Genomic DNA, 25,306 nt, shown 5'->3' on the forward strand with positions numbered 1-25,306 from the left:
GCTGCCGGGTGGTGGGTCAGGCTGGTGGGCGTGCGGTGGGCATGGGGAGGTCGACGGGGGAGGCGCCTGGTTGCTGGCACTGGTCGTGGCAGGTGGAGTCCAGGGTGCAGCAGAGCGAGCAGATCGCGCCCTGCTGACGTGAGCAGTCCGCGATGTCCGGCAGCTCGTACGCGTCCCCGCAGACCGTGCAGGTGTGCGTGGCTCGCAGATCGCCGGTGGCGACGGTGTTCGGGCGCGCCAGGTAGTAGCGGCCACGGGTGAGCCAAGCCAGCAACGGCACGCAGACGACCGCGATCACCAAGGCCAGCAACGGACTGAACGCCGCCGGGTACTGCCCGAAAGCCCCGAAGTACGCGGTGATCGAGACCGCCGAGGCGAACACCATCGAGCCGAAGCCGACCGGGTTGATCTTGTGCAGATAAGCCCGCTTGAACTCGACGTACCGGGGCGAGAGCCCCAGCGGTTTGACGATCAGCAGGTCCGCGCACACCGCGCCGATCCAGGCGATCGCCACGTTCGAGTAGAAACCGAGGATCTTGTTCAGCAGCGCGAACGCGCCGAACTCCATCAGCGCCAGCGCGATCCCGCAGTTCACCAGCACGTACCAGACCCGGCCGGGGTGCCGGTGCAGCACGCGCGAGAAGAAGTTCGCGAACGAGAGGGAGCCCGAGTAGGCGTTCGTCGTGTTGATTTTGATCTGTGAGACGACCACGAAGAGCGCGGCGAAGGTCAGTGCGACCGGGCCGAGTGCGGGCTTGACCGCTTCCAGGTAGGGCGCGATCGGCTCCAGCGCGTGTGCCTCGCCGACCACGCCCAGCGCCAGGAACGCCAGCAACGCGCCGCCGATCTGCTTGGCCGCGCCCAGGATCACCCAGCCGGGGCCGGCCGCGAGCACCGCCGCCCACCACGAGCGCTTGTTCGCCGCCGTTTTCTCCGGCATGAACCGCAGGTAGTCGGCCTGCTCGCCGATCTGCCCGATCAGCGACAGCGCCACCCCCATGCCGAAGCCGAACCCGATCGCGGAGAACTGCGACCCCGCCCCCTCGGTACCGCCGAACGAGGCGAACTCCGCCAGCCTGCCCGGCTCCCGCACGGCGACCACCACGAACGGCAGGATCAGCCCGGCGATCCACAGCGGCTGCGTCCAGGTCTGCATCTTCGCCAGCGCACCCATGCCGTACAGCGCGAACGGCAGCACGATCAGCGTGGACAGCAGGTAGCCGATCGGCAGTGGCACGCCCAGCGCCAGGTCGAACGCCTGCGCCATGATCGAGCCTTCGAGCGCGAAGAAGATCACCGTGAAGCTGGCGTAGACGAGCGACGTGAGCGTCGAGCCGAAGTAGCCGAACCCGGCGCCGCGGGTGAGCAGGTCCATGTCCACGCCGTACTTCGCGCAGGCCGCGGCGATCGGCGCGCCGGTGACGAAGATGACCAGCGCGGCGGCCAGGATGGCCAGCACGCCCGAGGTGAACCCGTAGCTGAACACGATGCTGGCGCCGATGGCGAAGTCGGCCAGGTAGGCGATGCCGCCGAGCGCGGTGGTGGCCACCACCAGCGGGCGCCAGCGGCGGAACGAGTGGGCGGCGAAGCGGAGCGAGTAGTCCTCGCGGTTCTCGTTGGCCGCGAGCTTGGCGTATTCGCGCTGCGGTGGGCTGTTTTTCCTAGTTGGAATGGTCTCCGTCATGGCTACCTCCGGTCCGGGAAACAGCCCGAAGGTAGGGACGGGTTTTTGCGCCCGTGTGGCGTGAGGTAAGCGGTGAGTTACGAGTGGGGGACAACGAGGTGGCAGGAGTCACCGTTCTGTGGGTTTCGCCACCGCTGTCCAACCCCTACCGTCGGGTGGACCAGTGACGGCCCTACAGGGCACGGAGGTTGACGAACATGCCGGAGCTCGACAACGTGAACGGTGCGGCTGACGTGGGTGACGTAGCCATCCGGCTGCCCGGCATGCGGGTGGCCTACGAAGGTGAGTCGCTGGACGAGGAGAACCTCGCCGCGACCTGGACCGAACAGCTGCAGTCCTGGCTCGACCAGGCGATCCACGCCGGGGTCCCGGAAGCCAACGCGATGGTGCTCGCCACCGCCGACGGCGAGGGCCGCCCGTCCAGCCGGACGGTGCTCTGCAAGGGTCTGGACCAGCGCGGCGTGGTGTTCTACACGAACTACACCTCGAACAAGAGCCACGACCTCACCGTCACCCGGTACGCCTCGGCGACCTTTCCCTGGTACCCGCTGCACCGCCAGGTGCACGTCCGCGGCGAGGTGGAGAAGGTGGACATCACCGAGACCGCCGAGTACTGGGCCTCCCGCCCGCGTGGTTCCCAGCTGGGCGCCTGGGCCAGCCCGCAGTCGCGGGTGGTCGACGGCCGCCGCGCGCTGGACAACGCGCTGCACGCGATCGAGCGCCGGTTCGCCGACACCGAGCAGGTGCCCTTCCCGCCGCACTGGGGCGGCTGGCGCATCCGCCCGGACGTGGTCGAGTTCTGGCAGGGCCAGCGCGACCGCCTGCACGACCGGCTGCGCTACGTCCGCACCGACGACGGTTGGAAGGTCGAGCGCGTCGCCCCGTAGCGGAAATCACGCGACGGCAACAGCTTAGCCCCGCTAAGCTTCTTCGGTGAGCACTGACGCGGGAACCAGCAAACCGAAGGGCGCCCGCAAGTTGCTCGGCTCCATCGTGATGGACACGCGTCCGTTGCGGATCCCGGCTTTCCGGCGGCTCTGGCTGACCACGGTGGTCACCGCCATCGGCAGCCAGCTGACCGCCGTCGCGGTGCCCAAGCAGGTGTTCGACCTGACCGGTTCGTCCGGTTACGTCGGCCTGACCGGTGCCGTCGCGCTGGTCCCGCTGCTGGTGTTCGGCCTGTGGGGCGGGGCGATCGCGGACACCGTGGACCGCCGCAAGCTGCTGATGGTCACCAACACCGGCATCGCGGTGACCGCGGCGCTGCTGTGGGCGCAGGCCTTCTTCGCGGTGAACTCGGTCTGGGTGGTGCTCGCCCTGCTCGGCGTGAACCAGGCGTTCTTCGCGATCAACATGCCCACCCGCAGCGCGGTGGTCGCGCGGCTGGTGCCCGAGGAACTGCTGCCGCCGGCGATCGCGCTGCAGAGCACGATGAGCCAGTTCGGCGCGGTGTTCGGCCCGCTGGCCGCCGGCGCGCTGCTGCCGGTGGTCGGTCTGTCCACTTTGTACCTGGTGGACACGGTGGCGCTGGCGCTCACGCTGTGGGCGGTGTGGAAGCTGCCCGCGATGCTGCCGCTGTCCGGCCTGGTCCGCCGCGCCGGCCTGCGCGACGTGCTCGACGGCTTCCGCTACATGGCCACCCAGAAGGTGCTGCTCGCCTCGTTCGTGGTGGACGTGATCGCGATGGTGGCGGGCATGCCGCGCGCGTTGTTCCCCGAAATGGCCGAGCGGACCTTCGGCGACCCGCCGGGCGGTGGCCTCGCGCTCGGCTGGCTCTACACCGCGATCCCGCTCGGCGCGATGCTGATCGGGCTGATGTCCGGCTGGCTCACCCGGATCAGCAGGCACGGGGTGGCCGTGGTGGTCTCGATCGCCGCGTGGGGCCTGTGCGTGATCGCCTTCGGCCTGGCCGACTCGCTGTGGCTGGCGATCGTGTTCCTGGCACTGGCCGGTGCGGCCGACATGGTCAGCGCGATCTACCGGATGGCCATTCTCCAGGCCGCCTCCACCGACGAGATGCGCGGCCGGATGCAGGGCGCGCTGACCGTGGTCGTCGCGGGCGGACCGCGCATCGCCGACCTGTCCCACGGGTGGGCCGCGGCCGGGGTCGGCACGGCCGCCGCGACCAGCGGCGGCGGAGTACTAGTGATCCTCCTACTCCTGGTCGCGGTACTGCTCCTGCCCGCTTTCTGGCGTTATCGGGCACCCGTCGCCAAGACGTGACGAAGAACTGATCAATCCGGACTGTCGGTCACGTAAGTGATGCGGCACACTCTTGCCGCATGGCGGACACGACGACAACCGAGCCCGAGCAGACCGGTCCGGCCGGTCAGCCGAGCCTCAAGCGGGTGATGGGCTCCAAGCTACTGCTGTTCTTCGTGGTCGGGGACATCATCGGAACCGGCGTCTACGCGCTCACCGGGCAGGTGGCCGGCCGGGTCGGCGGGGCACTGTGGCTGCCGTTCCTGCTCGCGTTCGTGGTCGCGTTCATGACCGCGTTCAGCTACCTGGAACTGGTGGGCAAGTACCCGCAGGCGGCCGGTGCGGCGCTGTACACGCACAAGGCGTTCAAGATTCGCTTCCTCACCTTCATGGTCGCCTTCGCGGTGATGTGCTCGGGGATCACCTCGGCCTCGTCGGCGGCGAAGGCCTTCGGTGACACCTACCTGGCGGAGTTCATCACGGCACCGATGCCGCTGGTGGCGATCCTGTTCGTGATCGGCCTGGCGCTGATCAACTTCCGGGGCGTCGCCGAATCGGTGAAGACGAACGTGGTGCTGACCTGCATCGAGATCGGCGGGCTGCTGATCATCATCGGGGTCGGCGTGTGGGCGGTGCTCAACGGCAACGGGGACGCCTCGCGGCTGACCCAGTTCGACACCGAGAACCAGACCATGCTGGTGGCCATCACCTCGGCCACCTCGCTGGCGTTCTTCGCGATGGTCGGGTTCGAGGACTCGGTGAACATGGCCGAGGAGTGCAAGGACCCGATCCGGATCTTCCCGAAGGCGATGCTGTGGGGCATGGTCATCGCCGCGACCATCTACATCCTGGTCTCGGTGACCTCGTCGCTGCTGGTCCCGGCGGACGATCTGGAGGCGGCCAAGAGCAGCGCCCTGCTGAAGGTGCTCGACGTCGGCGCGCCGGGCTTCCCGCGCGAGGTGTTCTCCGCGATCGGCCTGTTCGCCGTGATCAACTCGGCGCTGATCAACATGCTGATGGCCAGCCGTCTGCTCTACGGCATGGCGAACCAGCGGATCATCCCGAAGCAGCTGGGCACGGTGCACCCGTTCCGCCGCAGCCCGTGGGTGGCCATCGTGTTCACCAGCCTGATCGCCATCGGCCTCGTGTCCTTTGTGGACATCGGTGTGCTGGGTGGTACGACGGCGCTGTTGCTGCTGGTGGTCTTCGCCATCGTCAACGTGGCGGTGCTGGTGCTGCGCAAGGAAACCGCGCCGCACAAGCACTTCAAGGCGCCGACGGTGATCCCGATACTGGCCGCGATCTTCTGCGTGTACCTGGTGACCCCGCTGTCCGGGCGACCGGTGCGGGACTACACGGTGGCCGCGATCCTGCTCGCGGTCGGCCTGGTGCTGTGGGGGATCAACTGGCTGATCATGCGCGCCACCCACGCCGAAGCCGACCGGAAACCGATCGAACCCCCGGTGGGCTGAGCCCTCTCCGGTGGAACCGCGTCAGTGCCGTTGCGCCTGGCGCAGTTCCACCGGGTCGTGGGCCGAGAACACGGTCACCTCGTTGTGGTGGCCCGCGGACAGTTCCCGCAACCGGCCCAGGTTTTCCAGGCGGGCGCGCCGGTTGGTCTGCGTGAGGTTCTGGAACATGGTGAGCACCGGCGGGCAGTGCGGCTGACCAGGGTTCAGCTGGCCGTGGAAGAAGTACGCGTCACCCGCGTGCAGCAGCCACCCGTCGCCGGTGTCCACCGCGACTCCGGCGTGGCCCATGGTGTGCCCGGCCAGCGGCACCAGCAGGATCTCCGGCGGCAGCCCGGAAAGCTCCCGCACCGCGCGGAAGCCGAACCAGTCCTCGCCGGGTTCGGCGTAGGTCTGCCACTTCGGGCCGTGCGCGAACTGGGCGTGCCGGTAGCGCAGGCGCTCGGTGGCATTGGCCGGTGCGGTCAGCGCCCGGTGCTCGCGCTCGTACACGTGCACCGTGGCGTGCGGGAAGTCGGCGAGCCCGCCCGCGTGGTCGAAGTCGAGATGGGTGAGCACGATGTCGCGCACGTCGCCGAGCGCGTAGCCCAGGTCGGTGAGCTGCTGTGCGGCCGTTTCCTCCCGGCGCGGCCGGGCGCTGAGCAGCCGGCGCGACGGCCCCATCCACGGGCCGGGTTGCTCCACCGCCCGCAGCCCGAACCCGGTGTCGACGAGCACCAGCCCGTCGCCGGTTTCGATCAGCAGGCAGTGGCAGACCAGCCGGGCGCGGTGGACCGGACCGCCCTGACCGTCGATCAGCCTGCCGCCGGTCGGCCGGAACGTGCCGCAGTTCAAGTGATGCACCTTCACCCGGAACAAGCTCGCGCACCCTGGCCCGAATGTCCAGCCGGTAGATTGGTGCGCCATGGCCAATCCCACTGGAGCACAGTTCGAGATCACCCGCGGCGGGGCCCGCGCTGTCGTCACCGAGATCGGCGCCGGCCTGCGTGCCTTCGAGGTCGGCGGGGTGCCGTTCCTGGAGACCTTCGGCGAGGACGAGAAGCCGCCGAAGGGCGCCGGGCAGGTGCTGCTCCCGTGGCCGAACCGCACCAAGGCCGCGCAGTGGGTGTACCAGGGTGAGAAGCAGGAACTCGAGGTCACCGAGGAGAAGCGGGGCAACGCCATCCACGGGCTGACCCGCCGCGAGGAGTGGGAGCTGCTCGAGCACGCCGAATCGTCCATCACGATGGCGGTGGACGTGCCGGAGCAGCCGGGCTGGCCGGTGCCGCTGCGCGCGACGATCACCTACGAGGTCGCGCCGCGCGAGCTGACCGTGACCCACGAGATCCGCAACGAGGGCGAGTCGGCGATCGGCGTCGGCCTCGGCACGCACCCGTACTTCCGGCTCGGTGACACCCCGACCGACGACCTGACGCTGACCCTGCCCGCCACCCGCGTGCGGCCGTACGACGCCGAGGCGCAGTTGCCGTACAAGGAAGAGCAGGACGTCGACGGCACCGAATACGACTTCCGCGACGGCGTGATCCTCGGCGGCGTCGACCTGGACACCGCGTTCGGCGGCCTGACCACCGAGGCTGACGGAAACCACCACTTCCGCCTGTCCTACGAGGACAAGCAGCTCGACGTCTGGGCGGGCCCGGACTTCAAGTGGGTGCAGGTGTTCACGCCGTCGGAGCTGGTCGGCCGCGGCCGCGGCATCGCGATCGAGCCGATGACCTGCCCGGCGGACGCGCTGAACTCCGGCACCGACCTGATCGAACTGGCCGCGGGCGAGTCCTGGACCGGGAGCTGGGGAATCCGGGTGTCCTGAGGCGGCGCGCGGTGGTCATTGGTTAGCGTGTCGACCATGGTGAGCGCGATTGTTGGTGGCTATGTGGTGCCCGTCGACGGTGACCCGATCGACGGTGGCACGGTCCTGATCGAGGGCGGGAAGATCACCGCCGTCGGTACCGAGGCCGACGTGGACGTGCCGGAGGACGCCGAGCTGATCGACGCGTCCGGGAGCTGGGTGCTGCCCGGGTTCATCGACGCGCACGCGCACCTCGGCGTGCACGAGGAGGGCGAGGGCTGGTCGGGCAACGACGTCAACGAGATGACCGACCCGAACGGCGCCCGGTTCCGCGCGATCGACGGCATCGACCCGACCGAGACCGGCTTCGACGACGCGCTCGCCGGCGGGGTGACCAGCGCGGTGATCAAGCCGGGTTCGGGCAACCCGATCGGCGGGCAGACCGTCGGCGTGAAGACCTGGGGCCGGACCGCGCTCGACATGGTCTTCGCCGAGCAGGTCAGCGTGAAGAGCGCGCTGGGGGAGAACCCGAAGCGCGTCTACGGCGACAAGGGGCAGACGCCGTCGACCAGGCTCGGCGTGGCGGCGGTGCTGCGCGAGGCGTTCACGAAGGCGCGGGACTACGCGGCGCAGCGCGAGCACGCGCGTAACGAGGGCAAGCCGTTCGACACCGATCTCACCAAGGAGATCCTGGCGAAGGTGCTCGACGGGGAGCTGTACTGGGACCAGCACGTGCACCGGGCCGACGACATGGTGACCGCGATCCGGCTGGCCGACGAGTTCGGCTACCGGCTGGTGATCAACCACGGCACCGAGGGGCACCTGATCGCGGACCTGCTCGCCGAGCGGGAGGTGCCGGTGATCCTGGGGCCGCTGTTCACCACGCGCAGCAAGGTCGAGCTTCGGCACCGGACGCTGCGCTCGGCGGGCATCATGGCGCGGGCCGGGGTGAAGATCGCGATCACCACCGACCACCCGGTGATCCCGATCAACTTCCTGGTCTACCAGGCGGCGCTGGCGGTGAAGGACGGGCTCGACCCGGAGACCGCGCTGCGCTCGCTGACGGTGAACCCGGCGGAGATGCTGGGCCTCGACGACCGGGTCGGCGCGCTGGCGCCGGGCCTGGACGCGGACGTGGTCATCTGGTCGGGTGACCCGCTGGACGTGATGAACCGGGCGATGCGCGTGTTCATCCGGGGGCGCGAGGTCTACCACTTCGACGAGGCCACCGGCGAGGGCGTGGTCGCGGAGCGCCGCTACCGGGAAAGCTGACCGGGGTCGATCGCCGGCGGGAAGGGTTCCGGCGGGGAGGCGCAGGAGTGAGGCTCCCCGTCAGGCCTTCCGCAGCTCCCGCGCGATGACGACCCGCTGGATCTGGTTGGTGCCTTCGAAGATCTGCGGGACCTTCGCCTCCCGCATGTACCGCTCCACCGGGAAGTCCCGCGTGTACCCCGCGCCCCCGAGTACCTGGACGGCATCGGTGGTGACCTTCATGGCGGCATCCGTGGCGACCAGCTTCGCGATCGACGCCTGCCGCTGGAACGGGAGGCCCCGGTCCCGCCGGCGCGCCGCGTCCAGGTACATCGCCCGCGAAGACTCCACCGCGGCGGCCATGTCGGCCAGCATGAACTCCACGCCCTGGAACTCGATGATCGACCGCCCGAACTGGGTGCGCCCCTTCGCGTAGGCCACCGCCTCGTCCAGCGCCGCCTGCGCCAGGCCGACCGCGCACGCCGCGATCCCCAGCCGTCCCGAACTCAGCGACGCGAGGGCGATCTTCAGCCCGTGGCCTTCCTGGCCGATCAGGCGGTCGGCGTCCACGCGCGCGTTCTCGAACCGCAGCTGCGCGGTGGTCGACCCGTTCAGCCCCATCTTCCGTTCCGGCGCCGAGGCCGACATGCCCGGTGTCGCACCGTCGATCAGCAGGCAGGAGATGCCGCCGCTGCCCGGTTCGTCCGAAGTGCGCACCATCGTGGTGTAGAAGTCCGCCTCACCACCGTGCGTGATCCACGCCTTCGTCCCGTTGACCACGTACTCCGCGTCGTCCAGCCGGGCGCGGGTGGACAGCGCCGCCGCGTCCGAGCCCGCCTGCAGCTCCGACAGCGCGTACGCGCCGAGCAGGCCGCCCTCCAGCATCTCCGGCAGCCACCGGTCGCGCTGCGCGTCGGTGCCGTGGTGCGCCAGCGCGAAGCAGGACATCGTGTGCACCGACAGCCCGACGCCCACCGACATCCACGCGCTCGCGATCTCCTCCAGCACCTGCAGGTAGACCTCGTACGGCACCTCGCCGCCACCCCAGCGCTCGGAGTACGGCAGCCCCAGCAGCCCCGACTTGCCCAGCAGCGCGAACTGCTCGCGGGGGAAGCGGGCGGCTTCCTCGTACTCCCCGGCCAGCGGTGCCAGCTCGTCGCGGGCGATCTCGCGGGCGAGGTCGACAAGGTCCTTCGCCTCGGTCGTCGGCAGCAGGCGCTCCGCTGGCATTACTGTCCTCCACGATGAGACAGGATCAGAGTAGTACTGAAAACAGTACTGAGGGACACTTCAGAGTACTGTACGGCCATGGCTGATGTCGATGCCCGAGCGCGGGCACCTCGCAGGCAGCCGACCGCGCGGCAGCGCGCCCTGCTCGCCGACCTCGAGGAACTCTTCCTGGCCGAGGGCTTCGCCGAGTTCACCCTCGACGACCTCGCCACCCGGATGCACTGCTCCAAGTCGACGCTGTACGCGCTGGCGCCGAGCAAGGAGCAGCTCGCGGTCAAGGTCGTCGGCCGCTTCTTCCGTGGCGCGGCCGAGCGGATCGAAGCGAGCATCGCCGACCTCACCGACGCCAGACAGCTCATCGGCACCTATCTCGACGGCGCCGCCGAGCACCTCAAGCGCGCCTCGCCGGCGTTCATGCGCGACATCGCCGAGTTCGCCCCGGCGCGGGCCGCCTACGAGCTGAACAGCCGGGCGGCGGCCGAGCGCATCCGCGGCTTCATCAACAAGGGCGTCCAGGACGGCGTTTTCCGCACCGTCCAGGCCACCCTGATCGCCGAGATGGCCGGACTGATCATCGAGGGCATCCAGACCGGCGTGATCGCCTCGCGGGTCCAGGTCTCCGACGCCGAGGCGTTCACCGCGCTGGCCGAGCTGCTGCTCGGTGGCCTGGCCGCGGGGTAGCATCTGCCGCGTGATCGTTGTCGGTGGTGAAGCGCTGGTCGACCTGGTACCCGGTGAGTCCACTCTGGACGGTGGCCTGCGGCCGCTGCTGCCCCGGCTCGGTGGTGGCCCGTACAACGTGGCGCTCGCCGCGGCGCGCCTCGGCGTGCCGTCCGCGTTCCTGTCCCGGGTGTCCACCGACCGGTTCGGCGAGGCGCTGATCGCCAGACTGCACGCCTCCCATGTGGACACCGCGCTGGTGCAGCGCGGCGACGAGCCGACCACGCTCGCCGTGGTGGCGCTCGACGAGACCGGTTCGGCGCACTACACCTTCTACACCGAGGGCACCGCGGACCGGTTGTTCACCGATCAGGGACCGCTGCCCGAGTCGGCGAGGGTGCTCTCGCTGGGCACCCTCGGCATGGTCCTCGAACCGGGTGCCTCGGCGTACGAATCCTTGCTGCGCCGCGAATCCGAGCGCGGACTGCTCACCGCGCTCGACCCGAACATCCGGGCCGACCTGATCGCCGACCCGGCCGCCTACCGCGCGCGGTTCGCCTCCTGGCTGCCGCACGTCCGGCTGCTGAAACTTTCGGTGGAGGACGCCGAGTGGCTCGCCGACGGCACCGACGCGGTGGCCGCCGCGCGGGACTGGCTCGACGCGGGCGCCGGTGCGGTGGTGCTCACCCACGGCGCCGACGGCCTGTCCGCGCACACCCGCGGCGGCGATCTGGCCCACGTGCCGTCCGCCCCGGCCCGATTGGTCGATACCATTGGCGCCGGCGACACGGTGCAGGGCGCGCTGCTGGCCTGGTTCGCCAAGCGGGGCGTGCTCGACCCGGTCGCGCTGGACGCCGCGGCCTGGACCGAGGCACTCTCCTACGCCGCGCGCGCGGCGGCGATCACCGTCTCCCGCAGCGGCGCCGAGCCACCCACCCAGGCGGAACTGGACGCGCCCGGATAGCGGGAAGTTTCACCAGGCGTGTGAATCTCGTCGCAAACCGTTCGTCACGGATAACACAGTGGCTGCGCGAGAGGCCCCCTCTCGACTAGCGTGGAGGAGAATTCATACCCCAGCGGGGCGGTGTGCAGCGAGGCCAACGGTCGCCTCGCGAGTGACATGAGGCAACCTGTGCGACCTGCAGGCGCCGCCGGCCCGTGTGAACAGTGAGAGGGACTTTCATGTCGGACGCTACGTCCGCGCCGAGCGGCTCCCAGACCGCTTCGCTGCGGCTGCCGAACGGCGAGCACGAGCTGAAAGTGGTTCACGCTGTCGAGGGCGCCCCCGGTATCGAACTGGGCAAGTTGCTGGCTTCCACCGGGTACATCACGCTCGACCCCGGTTTCGTGAACACCGGTGCCGCTTCCTCGTCCATCACCTACATCGACGGTGACGCCGGAATCCTGCGCTATCGCGGTTATCCGATCGAACAGCTCGCCCAGCATTCCAACTTCATCGAGGTCTCGTACCTGCTGATCTACGGCGAGCTGCCGACCCCGGAGCAGCTGGAGTCGTTCACCTCGAAGGTGAACCGGCACACCCTGCTGCACGAGGACCTCAAGCGCTTCTTCGACGGTTTCCCGCGTGACGCGCACCCGATGCCGGTGCTCTCCAGCGCGGTGTCCGCACTGTCCACCTTCTACCAGGACTCGCTGAACCCGTTCGACGAGCCGAACGTGGAGCTGTCCACCATCCGCCTGCTGGCGAAGGTGCCGACGCTGGCCGCCTACGCCTACAAGAAGTCGATCGGGCAGCCGTTCCTCTACCCGGACAACTCCTACGGCCTGGTGGAGAACTTCCTGCGGATGACCTTCGGGCTGCCCGCCGAGCCGTACGAGGTGGACCCCGAGGTCGCCAAGGCGCTCGACCTGCTGTTCATCCTGCACGCCGACCACGAGCAGAACTGCTCCACCTCGACCGTGCGGCTGGTCGGCTCGTCCGAGGCGAACCTGTTCGCCAGCATCTCGGCGGGCATCATGGCGCTGTTCGGCCCGCTGCACGGTGGGGCGAACAGCGCGGTGCTGGACATGCTCGAGGGCATCCAGGCCGACGGCGGCGACGTGGCGAAGTTCGTCGAGCGCGTGAAGAACAAGGAAAAGGGTGTCCGCCTGATGGGCTTCGGGCACCGGGTCTACAAGAACTACGACCCGCGCGCGAAGATCATCAAGACCACCGCGGACTCGATCCTGAACAAGCTCGGCGTGAACGACGAGCTGCTCGACATCGCGAAGAAGCTGGAAGAGACCGCGCTCTCGGACGACTACTTCATCGAGCGCAAGCTCTACCCGAACGTCGACTTCTACACCGGACTGATCTACCGGGCGCTTGGCTTCCCGACGCAGTACTTCACCGTGCTGTTCGCGCTCGGCCGCCTGCCCGGCTGGATCGCGCACTGGCGCGAGATGATCAACGACCCGGCCACCAAGATCGGCCGTCCTCGCCAGATCTACACCGGCGAGAAGGAGCGGGACTACACCCCGATTTCCGACCGGTAATCCAGCTGACGATCCACTCGCGGTATTGCCCCTGAACGTGCGGTTCGCGTTCGGGGGCAATATCGTTTCCAGGCATGGCCGGAAACGCTCCAGTTATCCTGTGGTTCCGCCGGGATCTGCGGCTGGGTGATCACGCGGCCCTGCTGGCCGCGGCGAAATCGGCGAGTCGTGTGCTCGCGCTCTACGTGCTCGACGACGCGCTGCTGAAGCCGTCCGGGGCGCCGAGGGTCGCCTTCCTGCACGGCTGCCTCCGCGCGCTGGACGAGCAGCTTTCCGGGCGCCTGCTGGTGGTTCGCGGTGATCCCGTCCGGGTGCTGCCCGAGATCGCCGCGGCGATCGGTGCGCGTGGTGTGCACGTCCACGCCGACACCGCGCCCTACGGCCGGAAGCGCGATCGCGCGGTCGCCGCGGAGTTGGAGCGCCACGGGGTCGACTGGGTGGAGACGGGGTCTTCCTACGCCATCACCCCGGGCCGCATAACCAAGCCCGCCCGTCGCCCACCGCCACCCTCAACGGAGCGCTCCGCGCCGACCTTGATCCAAGGCGAACCGTATCGCGTGTTCACCCCGTTCTTCCGCGCGTGGCTGCGCCACGGCTGGCCCTCTCCGGCCGCCACCTCCGCGTCCACAGTGGACTGGATCACCCCGGACGGACTGCCCGGCGTTGACCTTCCCGCCGATCCGGATCTGGGCTCGATGCGCCTGCCGGAGCCGGGGGAGCGGGCCGCGCTGGCGACCTGGGAACGCTTCCGGGAGGAAGGCCTCGCCGGCTACGACACCCAGCGCGACCGGCCGGACGTCGAAGGTTCCAGCCGGATGTCTCCCTACCTGCGCTGGGGATGCGTGCACCCGCGCACCCTGCTCGCCGAGCTGGCGGACGAGGACGAGGCCTTCCGCGCCGAACTGGCCTGGCGCGAGTTCCACGCGGACGTGCTCTGGCACCGGCCGGAAACCGCGCGCCGCAACTACAACTCGCGCTTCGACGGGATGAAGTACGAGACCGGCGCCGCCGCGCGCTCGGCCTTCGAAGCGTGGTGCGAGGGACGCACGGGGTACCCGGTGGTCGACGCCGGGATGCGCCAGCTGCTCGCGGAGGGCTGGATGCACAACCGGGTGCGGATGATCGTCGCCAGCTTCCTGGTCAAGGACCTGCACCTGCCGTGGTGGTGGGGCGCGCGGCACTTCATGCGGCACCTGGTCGACGGTGACCTCGCCTCGAACCAGCTGAACTGGCAGTGGGTGGCGGGCAGCGGCACCGACGCCGCGCCGTACTTCCGGATCTTCAACCCGACCACCCAGGGCGAGAAGTTCGATCCCGGCGGCGACTACGTCCGGCGGTACGTGCCCGAACTCGCCGGCTTGTCCGGCAAAACCGTGCACCAGCCGTGGAAAGCGGGCCCGCCGGACGGCTACCCGGCGCCCGTGGTCGAGCACGCCCACGAACGCCGGGTGGCCTTGGAACGCTACGGCGACCTCAGCCCTTGAGCGCGTCGGCCAGCTTGACCCGGCTGCCGGTGCGGAGCACCGCGTTGCGGTAGATCTTGCCGCCCAGCCAGGTGAACAGCGCCACCGCGGCGAGGGTGAGCACCAGCGCCAGCGCGACCTCCCAGCCGGACACCACGCCCGCGGCGATCCGGCCCGGCATCAGCACCGGCGAGAGCAGCGGCACCAGCGAAAGCCCCGCGGCCAGCCCGCTCTCCGGGTCCTGGATGAGCACGTTGAAGCCGACCAGGAAGCCGATCAGCAGCACCATGGTCACCGGCATCATCGTCGACTGCATGTCCTCCTGCCGCGAAACCAGCGCGCCGGCGGCGGCGAAGATGGTGGCGTAGAGGAAAAAGCCGAGCAGGTACCAGAGCAGGCCCCAGAGAATGGTGCCGGTGGCCACGCCGGACAGCGTGATCACCCCGGACACCGTGGTCATCGCCAGCGCCGCACCGGCCAGGATGAGCAACTGCACCAGTCCGACCAGGCCGAGGCCGATGACCTTGCCGAGCAGCAGCTGCCACGGGCGCACGGTGGACAGCAGGATCTCCACCACCCGGCTGGACTTCTCCTCGACCACGCCCTGGGCGACCATCGAGCCGTAGGTGGTGATGCTCATGTAGAGCAGCACGACCATGGCCAGCCCGATGGCCATGCGCTGGCCGCGTTCGGGATCGGGCTGCTCGAGCTGCTCCACCTTGACCGTGGTGGCCTGCACGGTGGCCAGCACCTGCTCCGGGTCGTCGACCGCCTGCGCCAGCACCCCGCCGAGCACCTCGTTCTGCGCGAGCTGGTTCAGGATGGCGCCCAGCTGCGGGTCCAGTTCGGTTTTCACCAGCACCTGGAGATCGGCGCGGCTGCCGGTCAGCACGGCGTCGAGGTCGCCGTCCGCGACCTGCTTGCGTGCCTCGTCGAGATTGGTCACGGTGACCGTCTCGATCTCCTCGCCGAGCGCCTTTCCCTGCTGCTTCAAGGTGTCCGCGATGCTCGCGGTCTGCCCGGCGAGGCCGACCGACTGCTTGTCCGCACCGCTGAACAACGAGGCCTGCAACAGCACGTAACCGCCGAGGAAGGCCAGGATCAGCACGGTCCCGATGACAAAGGACCTGGTGCGCAGCCGGGTGTTCAGCTCGCGCTGGGCGACCAGCCGGACCGCGGTGAAGCCGCCGGCCGAGCGGGTGGGGTTCATCGGGCCTTCTCCTCGGTGACGACGTTGCGGAACAGTTCGGTCAGCGACGGCTGGTGCCTGCTGAACCCGGTGACCGGGCCGGTGGCCAGCGCGGCGGTGAGCACCGCCTGGTCGTCGGCGCCCCGGTCGAGTTCCAGCTCGGTGGTGGGGCCTTCGCTGAGGACGCGGGCGCCGGGAATCGCGCTCGCCCAGCCGGGTTGCGCCCGCGGCGCGGTGACGCGCAGGCGCACGGCCGCGTCGGCGGTCAGCTCACCGACCGAGCCGGTGGCCACCATGCGCCCGCCTCGGATGATGCCGACGCGGTCGCACAGCCGCTCCACCAGGTCGAGCTGGTGGCTGGAGAACACCACCGGCACCCCGGCGGCCGCCTTCTCCCGGAGCACCTCGCTCATCACGTCCACCGCGATCGGGTCCAGCCCGGAGAACGGCTCGTCCAGCACCAGCACCGCCGGATCGTGCACCAGCGCGGCGGCCAGCTGCACGCGCTGCTGGTTGCCGAGGCTGAGCTTCTCGACCTCCTCGGTGCGGCGCTGCTTGAGGCCGAGCCGGTCGATCCAGCTCTGGGCGCTGGTGTGCGCCGCGTCGGTGCTCATGCCGTGCAGCCTGGCCAGGTAGACCAGCTGGTCGAGCACCTTCATCTTCGGGTACAGCCCGCGTTCCTCGGGCATGTAGCCGATCCGGGTGCGGGTCTGGTGGTCGACCGGGGTGCCGCCGAAGCGGACCTGACCGGCGTCGGCGGCCAGCACGCCGAGCACGATGCGCATGGTGGTGGTCTTGCCGGCGCCGTTGCTGCCGACGAAGCCGAACAACTCCCCGCGCACGTCGAAGCTGACCTGGTCGAGTGCGACCAGGTCGCCGAATCGCTTGGTGACGCCGTCGATCTCCAGCCGGTTTTCAGGCATCGGTTTCCTCCACGGGAGCCGGTTCGATGAAGTCTTCTGGGTCGTCGTCGGGCAGGCTCCAGCCGAGGACGAGGGTGGGCACGGACGAGCCGAGGACCATCAGCGCGGCCAGCATCATCGCGCCCCGGTAGGCCGCGTTCGCGGTGCCGTTGACCACCATCAGGTAGGCGAAGGCGATCATGATCACGAAGAACATGGCCTGGTAGCCGACGTAGTTGATGCGGTGGCGCCACTCGCGCTCCCGCTCGTCGAGCAGCGCGGAGAAGGCGGTGCTCATCCGCCCGGTGAGGATGCGCAGCAGGACGAACCCGGTCGTCCACACCGCGAACCCGCCGAACCACAGCCCGGCGAACAGCCACCAGTTCTCCCGGTGCACGATCGCCGCCGCGCCGATGATGACCAGGTTGCCTGCCAGCATCACCACGGTGAACCGCCTGCGGTGCACGCGGGTGCGCCACTTGACCAGCATCCGCGCGCGGTCGCGTTCCTTGCGCTCCTGGATTTCCAGCTGTTTCTCCCATGACGCGGTGAAGCGTTCGCGCAGCGTGCTCATGGGTTCCCCCTCGAATAGACCTGTGTGGACAGTGGGGTGAACGGCTCCCGGTTGAACACCGCCTCGACCGGCAGCCCGAACACGTCGCAGAGCCGGAACGCCAGGTCGAGGCTGGGGTAGTGATCGCCTCGCTCGAGCGCGCCGATGGTCTGCGGGTTCACCTCCACCGCCTCCGCGAGCTGGGCGCGGCTCATCCCACGCTCCGCCCGCAACACCTGGAGCCGGTTGTGTATCGGCAGCTCTTTGCCACGTCTTACCGGGCTCATAGAACGTACTGTTGCAAAAACCCAACGACGTGTCAAATATGCCCAACGGCGCCGCTCGGCACTGGCAGGCGGCTCAGGTGGGGGTGGGCAGGCCTCGCAGGGAGCGGGCGACCAGGTCGGCGACACGTTCCCGGGCCGCGTCGGCGTCCGCTGGGACCAGGCCGAGGCGGGTCCGCCGGTCCAGGACGTCCTCGACGTCCAGGGCGCCTTCGTGCCGGATGGCCCAGACGACTTCCGCGCCGGTGACCTCGCTGCCCGCCGAGACCGGCTCGGCCAGCGCCGGGTCGAGTTCGCCGATGGCGGCGATGCGCGAGGCTTCCGTGCCGTACTTCATGATCAGTCGTCGCGGAGCATCCACAGTGGACAACCGAGAGCGCGGCGCCGCGCCGACCAGTGGGAGTTCGTGCGTGGTGGACGGGCCCGAGTGCAGTCCCGCCGCGTCGACGGCGTCGGCGGCCATGCGACGGTACGTGGTCAGCTTGCCGCCGACCACGGTGAGCACGCCGTCCGGCGAGCGCAGCACGGCGTGCTTGCGCGACAGATCCGCGCTCCGGCCGCCGGCCGAGATCAGCGGGCGCAACCCGGCGAACCGGCCGACCACGTCACCGGTGGTCAGCCGCCGCGCCAGTGCCGACGAGGCGACTTCGAGCAGGAAGTCCACATCGGACTCAGGAACCGTCGGTACCGAAGGGACCGGGCCGTCGACCGGCTCATCGGTCAGTCCCAGGTAGACGTTGCCGTCCGGCTGTGGCAGCAGGAAGACAAAGCGGTTGGTCTCCCCGGGAACGCCGATCATCACCGAGCTGACGCTGGTGCCTGCCGCCGCACCACGCAGGATCAGGTGCGAACCGCGGGAAGGGCGCAACCGCACCGATTCGACCAGTTCGCCCGCCCACACGCCGGTCGCGTTGATCACCCGGCGGGCCTGGACCTCCAGCGCCTGCCCGGTCAGCTCGTCGGTCGCCCGCACCCGATCGCCCAGCAGCTTGTTCGCCCGCACCCTGGTCAGGATCCGCGCGCCGTACGACGCGGCGGTCCGCGCCAGCGCCACCACCAGCCGGGCATCGTCGGTGAGCGCGCCGTCGAACGAAAGCAGCGCGCCGCGCAGGCCGTTGCGCCGCAGGCCGGGTGCCAGCGCGAGGGCCTCGTGCCGGGTGATCGTGCGGGGTCGCGGCAGGACACGACCCGGCGTGCGGGTGATGCGGCGCAGCACGTCCCCGGCTTGCAGCCCGGCGGTGATCACGCCCTGCTGGGTGCGCGAAGTCGTGGTGTGCAGGGGAAAGAGCTGCGGCAGCGTACGCGTCAGGTGGGGCGCGGTGACGGTCATCATGATGCCGCGTTCGACCGCGCTTTCGTGTGCCAGCGCGAAATCGCCCTTGGCCAGGTAACGCAGTCCGCCGTGGACCAGCTTGCTCGACCAGCGTGAGGTGCCGAAGGCCAGGTCGTTCGCTTCGAGCAGGACCACGGACAGTCCGCGCGCGGCGGCGTCCAGTGCGATGCCCGCGCCGGTCACCCCACCGCCGACCACGGCGAGATCGAACCGCTCGCCACCGGCCACCCGCGCCAGGTCGGCTTCACGCCGCGTGGCGTTCAGTGAAGCCGAGTTCATGGGCGAAGTGCCGCGTCGAGCAGGTGCCGGAATTCTCCGAGCAGCGCGTCCTCGTCCACATCGGCCGTCGCGGGCCGAAGCGAGAGCACGAAGGACTGGACCACGAGCAGGACCGCGCGCACCTGGGCCGCGGTGTCGCCGCGGCGGATGGTGCCGTCGGACCAGCCCGCCGCGAGCAGGGCGGTGATCACCTGCTCGGCGAGGCGCTGCGTGCCGCCGAGGCGCTCGACGATGTACGGCAGGATCAGCTCGGCGTCGACGTCGAGCACCGTGCGCATGAGCGGGTCGGTGGCCAGCGCGCGCACCGCCTCGACCGCGCTTTCGACCAGCCTGCCACGCGCGGTCTCCGCGGTGGCCCCGCGAGCGCTCGCGCCCTGCAGCAGTGCGCCGAATTCGCGGGTCATCAGCGCGGCGAGCACGCTGCGGACGTCGGGGAACCGCCGGTACAGCGTCATCCGGCTGACCTTGGCGGTGCGGGCGATCTCGGCGAGCGTGGTGCGGCGCACACCGGCGGCGAGCACGCATTCACGGGCGGCGTCGAGCAGCACGTCGTCGGAAACCCGGGTGGCGGCCTGCCGGTTGCGGGTATCGGCCAGTGCCGAGGCGCCGCGAGCTGCGGTTATGTTACGTTCGACAGGCATGTGTCACACTATACCGGTGAGTGAACTAGTTGACCACCGCCTGCGGGGTGCGTGGACGCCCGAGGGCTCGGACGCGGCACACCTCCCGGTGAAGGCGATGCGCTGGCTCACCGAGCGTATCGGGAATCCGGGTGCGCCCGCACCGGTCGTTCCGTCCTCCGGACTGACCGTCGGAGAATCTTCGCTGGTTGCGGCCGCGCGGGCGGCATTGATCGAGGTGGTCGGCCCGGCGCACGTGCAAACGGAGCGTGCGGACCGGCTGAGCCGTTCGGGCGGGCTGTCCTATCTGGACCTGCTGCACCGGCGCCACCCCGGCGAGCTGCCCGTGCCGGACGCGGTGGTGCTGCCCGCGGACCCGGACGAGGTGCAGCGCGTGCTCGACGTGTGCGTGCGGTTCGACGTCGCGGTGGTGCCCTTCGGGGGCGGTACCTCGGTGGTCGGCGGTGTGCAGGCGGTGCGTGGTGGCAAGTCCGCGGTGATCGTGCTCGACCTGGTGCGGCTGGACCGGCTGGTCTCGGTCGACCCGGTGTCCAGGATCGCTGTGCTCCAGGCCGGGGTGCGTGGGCCACGGGCCGAGGAACTGCTGGCGGAACACGGGTTCACGCTCGGTCACATCCCGCAGTCGCACGAGCGCGCGACCATCGGGGGCTTCGCCGCGACGCGGTCCGCCGGGCAGGCGTCGAGCGGGTACGGGCGGTTCGAGGACATGGTCACCGGCGTGCGGCTGGCCACCCCGCGCGGGCAGTGGCGCCTCGGTGTCGCGCCGGCTTCGGCGGCCGGGCCCGACCTGCGGCAGCTCGCCGTGGGCAGCGAGGGCGCGCTCGGTGTGCTGACCGAGGTCGGGGTGCGGGTCCGGCCGGTGCCGAAGGTCCGTCGTTACGAGGGCTTTGTGCTGGACGGCTGGGAGACGGCGGCGGCGCTGGTGCGGCGGCTGGCGCAGGCGGGGGCGCTGGCGGACGTGACCCGGCTGTCCGATGAGGACGAGACCGAGGTTTCGCTTTCGCTGAGCGGTGGCTGGAAGACCGCGCTGGTCAAGCGGTACCTGAAGGCACGCGGGATCAGCACGCCCTGCCTGCTGATCCTCGGCTGGGAAGCGCAGTCCACCAGGGAAATCGCGCTGCGGCGCGGGGAGACCGTGCGGCTGGTGCGGGCGGCGGGCGGCCGTTCACTCGGCCGGGCGGCGGGGGAGTCGTGGCGCAAGGGCCGGTTCAATGGGCCTCGTCAACGGGACGCGCTGCTCGACTTCGGGGTGTGCGTGGAAACGCTGGAAACCGCGGCACACTGGTCCTCTTTGGACGAACTGCGGGACGCGGTGCGTTCGGCGCTGCGAGAGTCTTTTGATTCCTCGGTGGTGATGTGTCACATTTCGCACGCCTACGAAACGGGTGCTTCGCTGTATTTCACCCTGCTCGCCGCGCGGTCCGACGAAGACCCCGAGGGACAATGGCTGCGCGCGAAAAAGGCGGCCTGCGAGGCGATCGCCGGATTGGGCACGATTTCGCACCACCACGCCGTCGGTTTGGATCACGCGCCCTACCTGGGTGGTGAAATCGGAGATATCGGGCTTTCCGTGCTGGCCGCGGCAAAATCCGCGGTGGACCCGACCGGCATCATGAACCCGGGCAAGCTGCTGCCGGGCTGACGGCCGTGGGTGCCCGGGGGCGCGGGCACCCACGACCCGGCTTCAGCGGTTCTTGCGGTGCTTGGTGTCGTCGTCGATCTCGATCTGCTCCTTGCGGAGTTCACCGGAGACGGTTTCGGTCTCGGTCACCTTCTCGGTGCCGAGGCGCACGCGCTCCACCGGCACGGCTTCCTTGCGCACCACGGGTTTCTCGGCGTGCAGCACCACGTCCTGCTCGGCCTCGCCGATCTTCGCCCCGCCCGGCTCGCCGTCGGTGATCGGCTCGCGCTCGATCCGCACCTCCTCGTGGCTCACCGGCACGGAAACCTGCTGCTCCTCGGTGACCACGTACTTGCGCAGCCGCACGTGCCCGGTCTCGACCTCTTCGGTGCCGACGTTGAACCGCTCCTCGGAGCGAATCATCTCCTCACCGCCGCGGTGCTTGGCTTCCCGCTGCTCATGCTTCCCACCAGCGGCGGCTTGCTCGCCTTCCTGGCCGGCCATCCTGGAGCGGTCGTCCTTGCCGGTCATCGCCGAGCGGTCGGACCGGTCGGCCATGCGCTTGTCGGCCGTGCCGCGCTTTCCGGCCATTCCGGCGGTGCCCGCCATGCCGCCGCCCATCGCGGCCTGCTCGCCCCGCCGCTGCCGGTCGGCCTGGTCCTGGTTGGCGCGGTCACGCTGCATCGGCAGCCCGTAGTAGCGGTACAGCTCACCACTGTCCTCGGGGGACAGATGCCCGTCCGCCTCGATCTGCGGCGCGTCGGTGACCTGTTCCTTGTCCACCTGAACGTGCAGGCCGTCGTTCGCCAGGTCCGCGCCGCTGAGCGGGACGAAGCTCTCGCGATGGCCGAACAGCCCGGTTTTCACCGTCACCCATTCCGGCTGGTGCGTGTCATCCGAGAGGTAGACCGTGCCCACCTTGCCGATCTTGCTTCCGGCCGGGTCGACCACGGGCGAGTCGATCAGGTCCTGCGGGCGCATCGTGCCGGTCATGGTTACCGCTTCCTTCCATTCAGGGAATATCAACGGGTCTGCCAATCACGATCATCCCGCCGCCAAAGGGCTGCAACCGGCGAACACAAAGGAGTGAATGACCTGCGGTGAATCACAACTGTGCGATTCACGAAATAGTGTCGGATCGCGAATTCGACGTTTAATCGGATTCGATGACCGTCACCGAAAGGCCGTGCGTCGACGCGGTCTCGCCGACCAGGGCCCCGGCCTGCGCCTGAATCACCTCGGCGGTCCGCACCGGATTCCCGTCGACCAGCAGCGGCAGCCGGATCGGCGAGGCCGCCACGTAGGCGAGCACGTCCGGCAGGGACGCTCCGTTCGCAAGGGTTACCTCGCCCGTGTGTACCCGCGCGAGGTGATAGCGATTCCCGCGTCCTTCGCAGACGTCGAGCACGCGCAGTTGTTCCGGCGTGGCCAGCCAGACCGCGTGTTCCTCGACCACACCCGGCATCGCGGCCAGGGTGGCCGGGCGCTGGTCGTCGACCACGCGGCGCCCGGACGCCCACACCGCGGCCAGCCCGGTGCACTTGGCCTGCAACACGGTCACCGCGCCGGCGAGCCCCAGTGTCTCCCGCAACCAGGTGATCTTCGACGGGCAGGCGTTCGAGCCGTAGGCCAGCACCGGGATGCGCCCGTCGAGGTCCGGCGGGTCCGGCACCTCGTACCCGGCGCCGTCGACGTGCACGAAGGAGCACCCCGGCCGGGCCCCCGGATAGGGCTCGGCGGGGTACTCCGCGTCGTCGAACAGCTTTCTCAGAAGGTCACCACGCTGCGCAGCACGTCACCGGAGTGCATCCGGGCGAACGCCTGCTCCACGCCGTCGAGCGGGATCTTCTCGGTGACGAACTTGTCCAGCGGCAGCCTGCCCTGCAGGTACAGGTCCACCAGCATGGGGAAGTCCCGCGACGGCAGGCAGTCGCCGTACCAGGAGGACTTGAGGGAGCCGCCGCGCGAGAAGAAGTCGATCAGCGGCATCTCCAGCTTCATCTCCGGCGTCGGCACCCCGACCAGCACCACGGTGCCCGCCAGGTCGCGGGCGTAGAACGCCTCGCGCCAGGTCTCCGGGCGGCCGACCGCGTCGATCACCACGTCCGCGCCGAAGCTCCCGGTCAGCTCCTGGATCGCCTCGACGACCTCGTCCTCGCTCTTGCCGTCGGCGTTGAACGTGTGCGTGGCGCCGAAGTCCTTCGCCCAGGTGAGCTTGCGCTCGTCGGTGTCCACCGCGATGATCCGGTCCGCCCCGGCCAGCCGGGACCCGGCCACCGCCGCGGCGCCCACGCCACCGCAGCCGATCACCGCGACGGAATCACCTCGGCCCACCGCGCCGGTGTTGATCGCCGCGCCGATCCCGGCCATCACGCCGCAGCCGAGCAGCCCGGCCACCGCGGGCTCGGCCTCGGCACTGACCTTCGTGCACTGTCCACTGTGGACGAGCGTCTTCTCGAGAAAGGCGCCGATGCCCAGTGCCGGGCTCAGCTTGGTGCCGTCGGCCAGCGTCATCGGCTGACCGGCGTTGAAGGTGGAGAAGCAGTACCAAGGCCGCCCGCGCTTGCAGGCGCGGCAGGTGCCGCAGACCGCGCGCCAGTTCAGGATGACGAAGTCGCCCGGCTCCAGGTCGGTGACACCGGCGCCGACCTGCTCGACCACCCCGGCCGCCTCGTGGCCGAGCAGGAACGGGAACTCGTCGTTGATCCCGCCCTCGCGGTAGTGCAGGTCGGTGTGGCAGACCCCGCAGGCCCGCACCGAGACCACCGCCTCGCCCGGCCCGGGATCGGGCACCAGCACGGTCTCCAGTGAGACCGGCGCGCCCTTCTCCCGTGAGACCACGCCCTGGACTTCGTACGGCATGCGCGACCACCTTCCGCGTCGGGTCAATCACCCGCACTCTGCCACGCGGAATGCACCTATCGCGACAGCCGAATGATTACGGCGTGATCAGGTAGACGACCCCGCCCGGCCCGGAGGCGACCTTGCCCGAAGCCGTGTACCGCTTGGTGCGCTGCCAGATCTTCTCGAACTGGTCGCGCTTGTAGACGTTGCGCACGGTGTCGTTGCTGTCGGTCGCCGGGTCGTTGACGATCACGTCGCCCTCGGCGGTGAAGCCGACCACCACGAAGATGTGCCCCGCCGTGCCGTACCCGGCCCCGTCCAGTTCCTCGGCCAGGAACGACTGCGAGGTGATCACCGGAATGCCCTTGGCGATGTAGGTCTCCAGCTCGTTCAGCGAGTGCAGCCGGGTGATGTGGCCCTTGAGCCCGAGCGAAGCGGCGTACGCGGTGTTGAACGGCCAGTTCCCGGTGCCCTCGTACGAGTAGTCGTAGGTGTAGCGGGCGCCGTGGGCCACCGTCGGGTCCACGTAGTCCGCGGGCAGCCAGGACATGTCCTCCGCGCTCGGCTTGCGGCCCCAGAACTCGGTGACCATCGCGGTCGAGGTCGGGCTGCACCAGCTCTGCCCGCCACCGCCGAACTCCGGGTACTTGCCCTTGTGCAGGTTCTGCGCGTGCCTCGGGACGTTCAGCTCGATGCCGGTGGCCACGCCGGGCTCGGTCTTGGCCACCTCGAACCGCTCCGGCACGTTCGACGCCATCGCGCCGAGCGAGCTGACCCGCGGGGTGACCGCGCTGCCCGCTTCCCGGTAGAGCGTGGCCCGCAGCTGGTACGAGCTGAGGGCGACCCCGTCGTTGGTGACCAGGGTGTCCACGCTGACCGAGGCGTGCGCGTCGGACTGGCCGTCCACGGTGGTCCGGTGGATGTCCTGGTCGCCGGAGGCCCACTGGCCGAGGATGTACCAGGCGGTGCTCTCGCCGGTGGCCGTGGTGCCCTTGGCTTCGATCTGCAGCCAGGTCTTGGCCGGGGTGAGCGCGTTCCACGAGGCGATCAGCTCGGTGGCGTCGAAGCCGTGCCGGTAGTCCGGTGAGGTCCAGCGGCCGTACTCGTAGGTGCGCGTGGTGCCCAGCGCCGGCTCGGTGCGCTCGATGGTGCCGATCGGGCGGGTCAGCCGGAGCCCGTCGTGGCCGATCGACACGCCCTCCAGCTGTCCGGCGCGGAAGTCCCTGGTCGAGGCCCATTCGTGGTAGTCGATCGCTTCATCGTGCACCGGCGGCGCGGCGCTCGCCGGGGCGGCGGTCGCGGCCAGCAGCCCGACCGAGAGCAACGACAGCAACAAACGTCCACGCATGCTTTCTCTCCACCCTCCAGTACCGGACGCCCCGGGTGTCAGAGATTTTTACCGCTGGTCACCGCGCT

23 protein-coding genes are annotated in these 25,306 nt (G+C 69.7%); 10 read left to right on the forward strand and 13 right to left on the reverse strand.

Translation table 11 applies throughout. The annotated features are described in order from the left end of the window. Window positions 1-16: 16 nt before the first annotated feature. Window positions 17-1,684 carry a cytosine permease gene (locus tag YIM_RS03865; RefSeq protein ID WP_153029017.1) on the reverse strand — a complete coding sequence of 556 codons (1,668 nt, stop codon included), beginning with the start codon at window positions 1,682-1,684 and terminating at the stop codon, window positions 17-19. Between the two features lie 197 nt (window positions 1,685-1,881). Here YIM_RS03865 and pdxH point away from each other — a divergent pair, with 197 nt between their 5' ends. From pdxH to YIM_RS03880, 3 genes are all read left to right on the forward strand, one after another. Continuing rightward, window positions 1,882-2,571 (forward strand): pyridoxamine 5'-phosphate oxidase, encoded by a 690-nt coding sequence (gene pdxH, locus YIM_RS03870; RefSeq protein WP_153029018.1) that lies wholly within the window; start codon window positions 1,882-1,884, stop codon window positions 2,569-2,571. A gap of 109 nt (window positions 2,572-2,680) precedes the next feature. After that, on the forward strand, window positions 2,681-3,907 hold the full coding sequence (locus tag YIM_RS03875; RefSeq protein WP_153036772.1) for an MFS transporter: 1,227 nt from the start codon (window positions 2,681-2,683) through the stop codon (window positions 3,905-3,907). A 59-nt stretch (window positions 3,908-3,966) separates the two neighbouring features. Beyond that, entirely contained in the window at window positions 3,967-5,358 is a 1,392-nt protein-coding gene (locus YIM_RS03880) for an APC family permease (RefSeq protein ID WP_153029019.1), read from the forward strand. 21 nt (window positions 5,359-5,379) lie between these two features. On the opposite strand, the gene YIM_RS03885 is transcribed toward YIM_RS03880, so the two are convergent. Next, window positions 5,380-6,204: an MBL fold metallo-hydrolase gene (locus YIM_RS03885; protein WP_153029020.1), complete on the reverse strand. Its 825-nt coding sequence runs from the start codon at window positions 6,202-6,204 to the stop codon at window positions 5,380-5,382. A gap of 55 nt (window positions 6,205-6,259) precedes the next feature. Here YIM_RS03885 and YIM_RS03890 point away from each other — a divergent pair, with 55 nt between their 5' ends. Both YIM_RS03890 and YIM_RS03895 read left to right on the forward strand, forming a co-directional pair. Further along, window positions 6,260-7,165 carry an aldose 1-epimerase family protein gene (locus tag YIM_RS03890; protein ID WP_153029021.1) on the forward strand — a complete coding sequence of 302 codons (906 nt, stop codon included), beginning with the start codon at window positions 6,260-6,262 and terminating at the stop codon, window positions 7,163-7,165. 36 nt (window positions 7,166-7,201) lie between these two features. After that, complete coding sequence (locus YIM_RS03895) at window positions 7,202-8,416, forward strand: amidohydrolase (protein ID WP_153029022.1); 1,215 nt, start codon at window positions 7,202-7,204, stop codon at window positions 8,414-8,416. Window positions 8,417-8,476: 60 nt separating this feature from the next. Here the strand turns inward: YIM_RS03895 and YIM_RS03900 are convergent, their stop codons facing one another. Next, window positions 8,477-9,625: an acyl-CoA dehydrogenase family protein gene (locus tag YIM_RS03900; RefSeq protein WP_153029023.1), complete on the reverse strand. Its 1,149-nt coding sequence runs from the start codon at window positions 9,623-9,625 to the stop codon at window positions 8,477-8,479. Between the two features lie 78 nt (window positions 9,626-9,703). Between YIM_RS03900 and YIM_RS03905 the strand changes: the two genes are divergently transcribed. The 4 genes from YIM_RS03905 to YIM_RS03920 all read left to right on the forward strand — a co-directional run bounded on the left by YIM_RS03905 (window position 9,704) and on the right by YIM_RS03920 (window position 14,265). Continuing rightward, window positions 9,704-10,306, forward strand: a complete 603-nt coding sequence (locus YIM_RS03905; protein WP_153029024.1) for a TetR/AcrR family transcriptional regulator — start codon at window positions 9,704-9,706, stop codon at window positions 10,304-10,306. A 10-nt stretch (window positions 10,307-10,316) separates the two neighbouring features. Then, entirely contained in the window at window positions 10,317-11,249 is a 933-nt protein-coding gene (locus YIM_RS03910) for a carbohydrate kinase (RefSeq protein WP_153029025.1), read from the forward strand. Window positions 11,250-11,467: 218 nt separating this feature from the next. Further along, window positions 11,468-12,781 (forward strand): citrate synthase, encoded by a 1,314-nt coding sequence (locus YIM_RS03915; protein WP_153029026.1) that lies wholly within the window; start codon window positions 11,468-11,470, stop codon window positions 12,779-12,781. Window positions 12,782-12,855: 74 nt separating this feature from the next. Continuing rightward, on the forward strand, window positions 12,856-14,265 hold the full coding sequence (locus YIM_RS03920) for a deoxyribodipyrimidine photo-lyase (protein WP_153029027.1): 1,410 nt from the start codon (window positions 12,856-12,858) through the stop codon (window positions 14,263-14,265). On the opposite strand, the gene YIM_RS03925 is transcribed toward YIM_RS03920, so the two are convergent. From YIM_RS03925 to YIM_RS03950, 6 genes are all read right to left on the reverse strand, one after another. Next, the gene (locus YIM_RS03925) at window positions 14,255-15,454 is read right to left on the reverse strand and encodes an ABC transporter permease (RefSeq protein ID WP_153029028.1); all 1,200 of its coding nucleotides are present in this window, start codon (window positions 15,452-15,454) and stop codon (window positions 14,255-14,257) included. The genes YIM_RS03920 and YIM_RS03925 overlap by 11 nt on opposite strands. Next, window positions 15,451-16,356 (reverse strand): ABC transporter ATP-binding protein, encoded by a 906-nt coding sequence (locus YIM_RS03930; RefSeq protein ID WP_153029029.1) that lies wholly within the window; start codon window positions 16,354-16,356, stop codon window positions 15,451-15,453. The genes YIM_RS03925 and YIM_RS03930 overlap by 4 nt, the downstream gene beginning before the upstream one ends. Beyond that, window positions 16,349-16,909 carry a hypothetical protein gene (locus tag YIM_RS03935; protein WP_153029030.1) on the reverse strand — a complete coding sequence of 187 codons (561 nt, stop codon included), beginning with the start codon at window positions 16,907-16,909 and terminating at the stop codon, window positions 16,349-16,351. Before YIM_RS03935 ends, YIM_RS03930 begins: the two co-directional genes overlap by 8 nt. Then, entirely contained in the window at window positions 16,906-17,175 is a 270-nt protein-coding gene (locus YIM_RS03940; protein WP_153029031.1) for a helix-turn-helix transcriptional regulator, read from the reverse strand. Before YIM_RS03940 ends, YIM_RS03935 begins: the two co-directional genes overlap by 4 nt. Before the next feature lie 73 nt (window positions 17,176-17,248). Further along, entirely contained in the window at window positions 17,249-18,784 is a 1,536-nt protein-coding gene (locus tag YIM_RS03945) for a glycerol-3-phosphate dehydrogenase/oxidase (protein WP_153029032.1), read from the reverse strand. Continuing rightward, window positions 18,781-19,425, reverse strand: a complete 645-nt coding sequence (locus tag YIM_RS03950) for a TetR/AcrR family transcriptional regulator (RefSeq protein WP_153029033.1) — start codon at window positions 19,423-19,425, stop codon at window positions 18,781-18,783. Before YIM_RS03950 ends, YIM_RS03945 begins: the two co-directional genes overlap by 4 nt. Before the next feature lie 16 nt (window positions 19,426-19,441). On the opposite strand from YIM_RS03950, the gene YIM_RS03955 reads away from it, so the two are divergent. Continuing rightward, window positions 19,442-21,067: an FAD-binding oxidoreductase gene (locus tag YIM_RS03955; RefSeq protein ID WP_153029034.1), complete on the forward strand. Its 1,626-nt coding sequence runs from the start codon at window positions 19,442-19,444 to the stop codon at window positions 21,065-21,067. 42 nt (window positions 21,068-21,109) lie between these two features. Here YIM_RS03955 and YIM_RS03960 read toward each other — a convergent pair whose 3' ends face one another. The 4 genes from YIM_RS03960 to YIM_RS03975 form a co-directional block, all read right to left on the reverse strand. After that, the gene (locus tag YIM_RS03960; RefSeq protein ID WP_153029035.1) at window positions 21,110-22,039 is read right to left on the reverse strand and encodes a DUF2382 domain-containing protein; all 930 of its coding nucleotides are present in this window, start codon (window positions 22,037-22,039) and stop codon (window positions 21,110-21,112) included. Window positions 22,040-22,199: 160 nt separating this feature from the next. Beyond that, window positions 22,200-22,745 carry a gamma-glutamylcyclotransferase gene (locus tag YIM_RS03965; RefSeq protein ID WP_228004541.1) on the reverse strand — a complete coding sequence of 182 codons (546 nt, stop codon included), beginning with the start codon at window positions 22,743-22,745 and terminating at the stop codon, window positions 22,200-22,202. A 68-nt stretch (window positions 22,746-22,813) separates the two neighbouring features. Continuing rightward, on the reverse strand, window positions 22,814-23,908 hold the full coding sequence (locus tag YIM_RS03970) for an S-(hydroxymethyl)mycothiol dehydrogenase (protein ID WP_153029037.1): 1,095 nt from the start codon (window positions 23,906-23,908) through the stop codon (window positions 22,814-22,816). Window positions 23,909-23,984: 76 nt separating this feature from the next. Continuing rightward, complete coding sequence (locus tag YIM_RS03975) at window positions 23,985-25,238, reverse strand: peptidase C39 family protein (RefSeq protein WP_153029038.1); 1,254 nt, start codon at window positions 25,236-25,238, stop codon at window positions 23,985-23,987. Window positions 25,239-25,306: the final 68 nt, after the last annotated feature.

The organism is Amycolatopsis sp. YIM 10 (assembly GCF_009429145.1).
Classification (GTDB): Bacteria; Actinomycetota; Actinomycetes; order Mycobacteriales; family Pseudonocardiaceae; genus Amycolatopsis.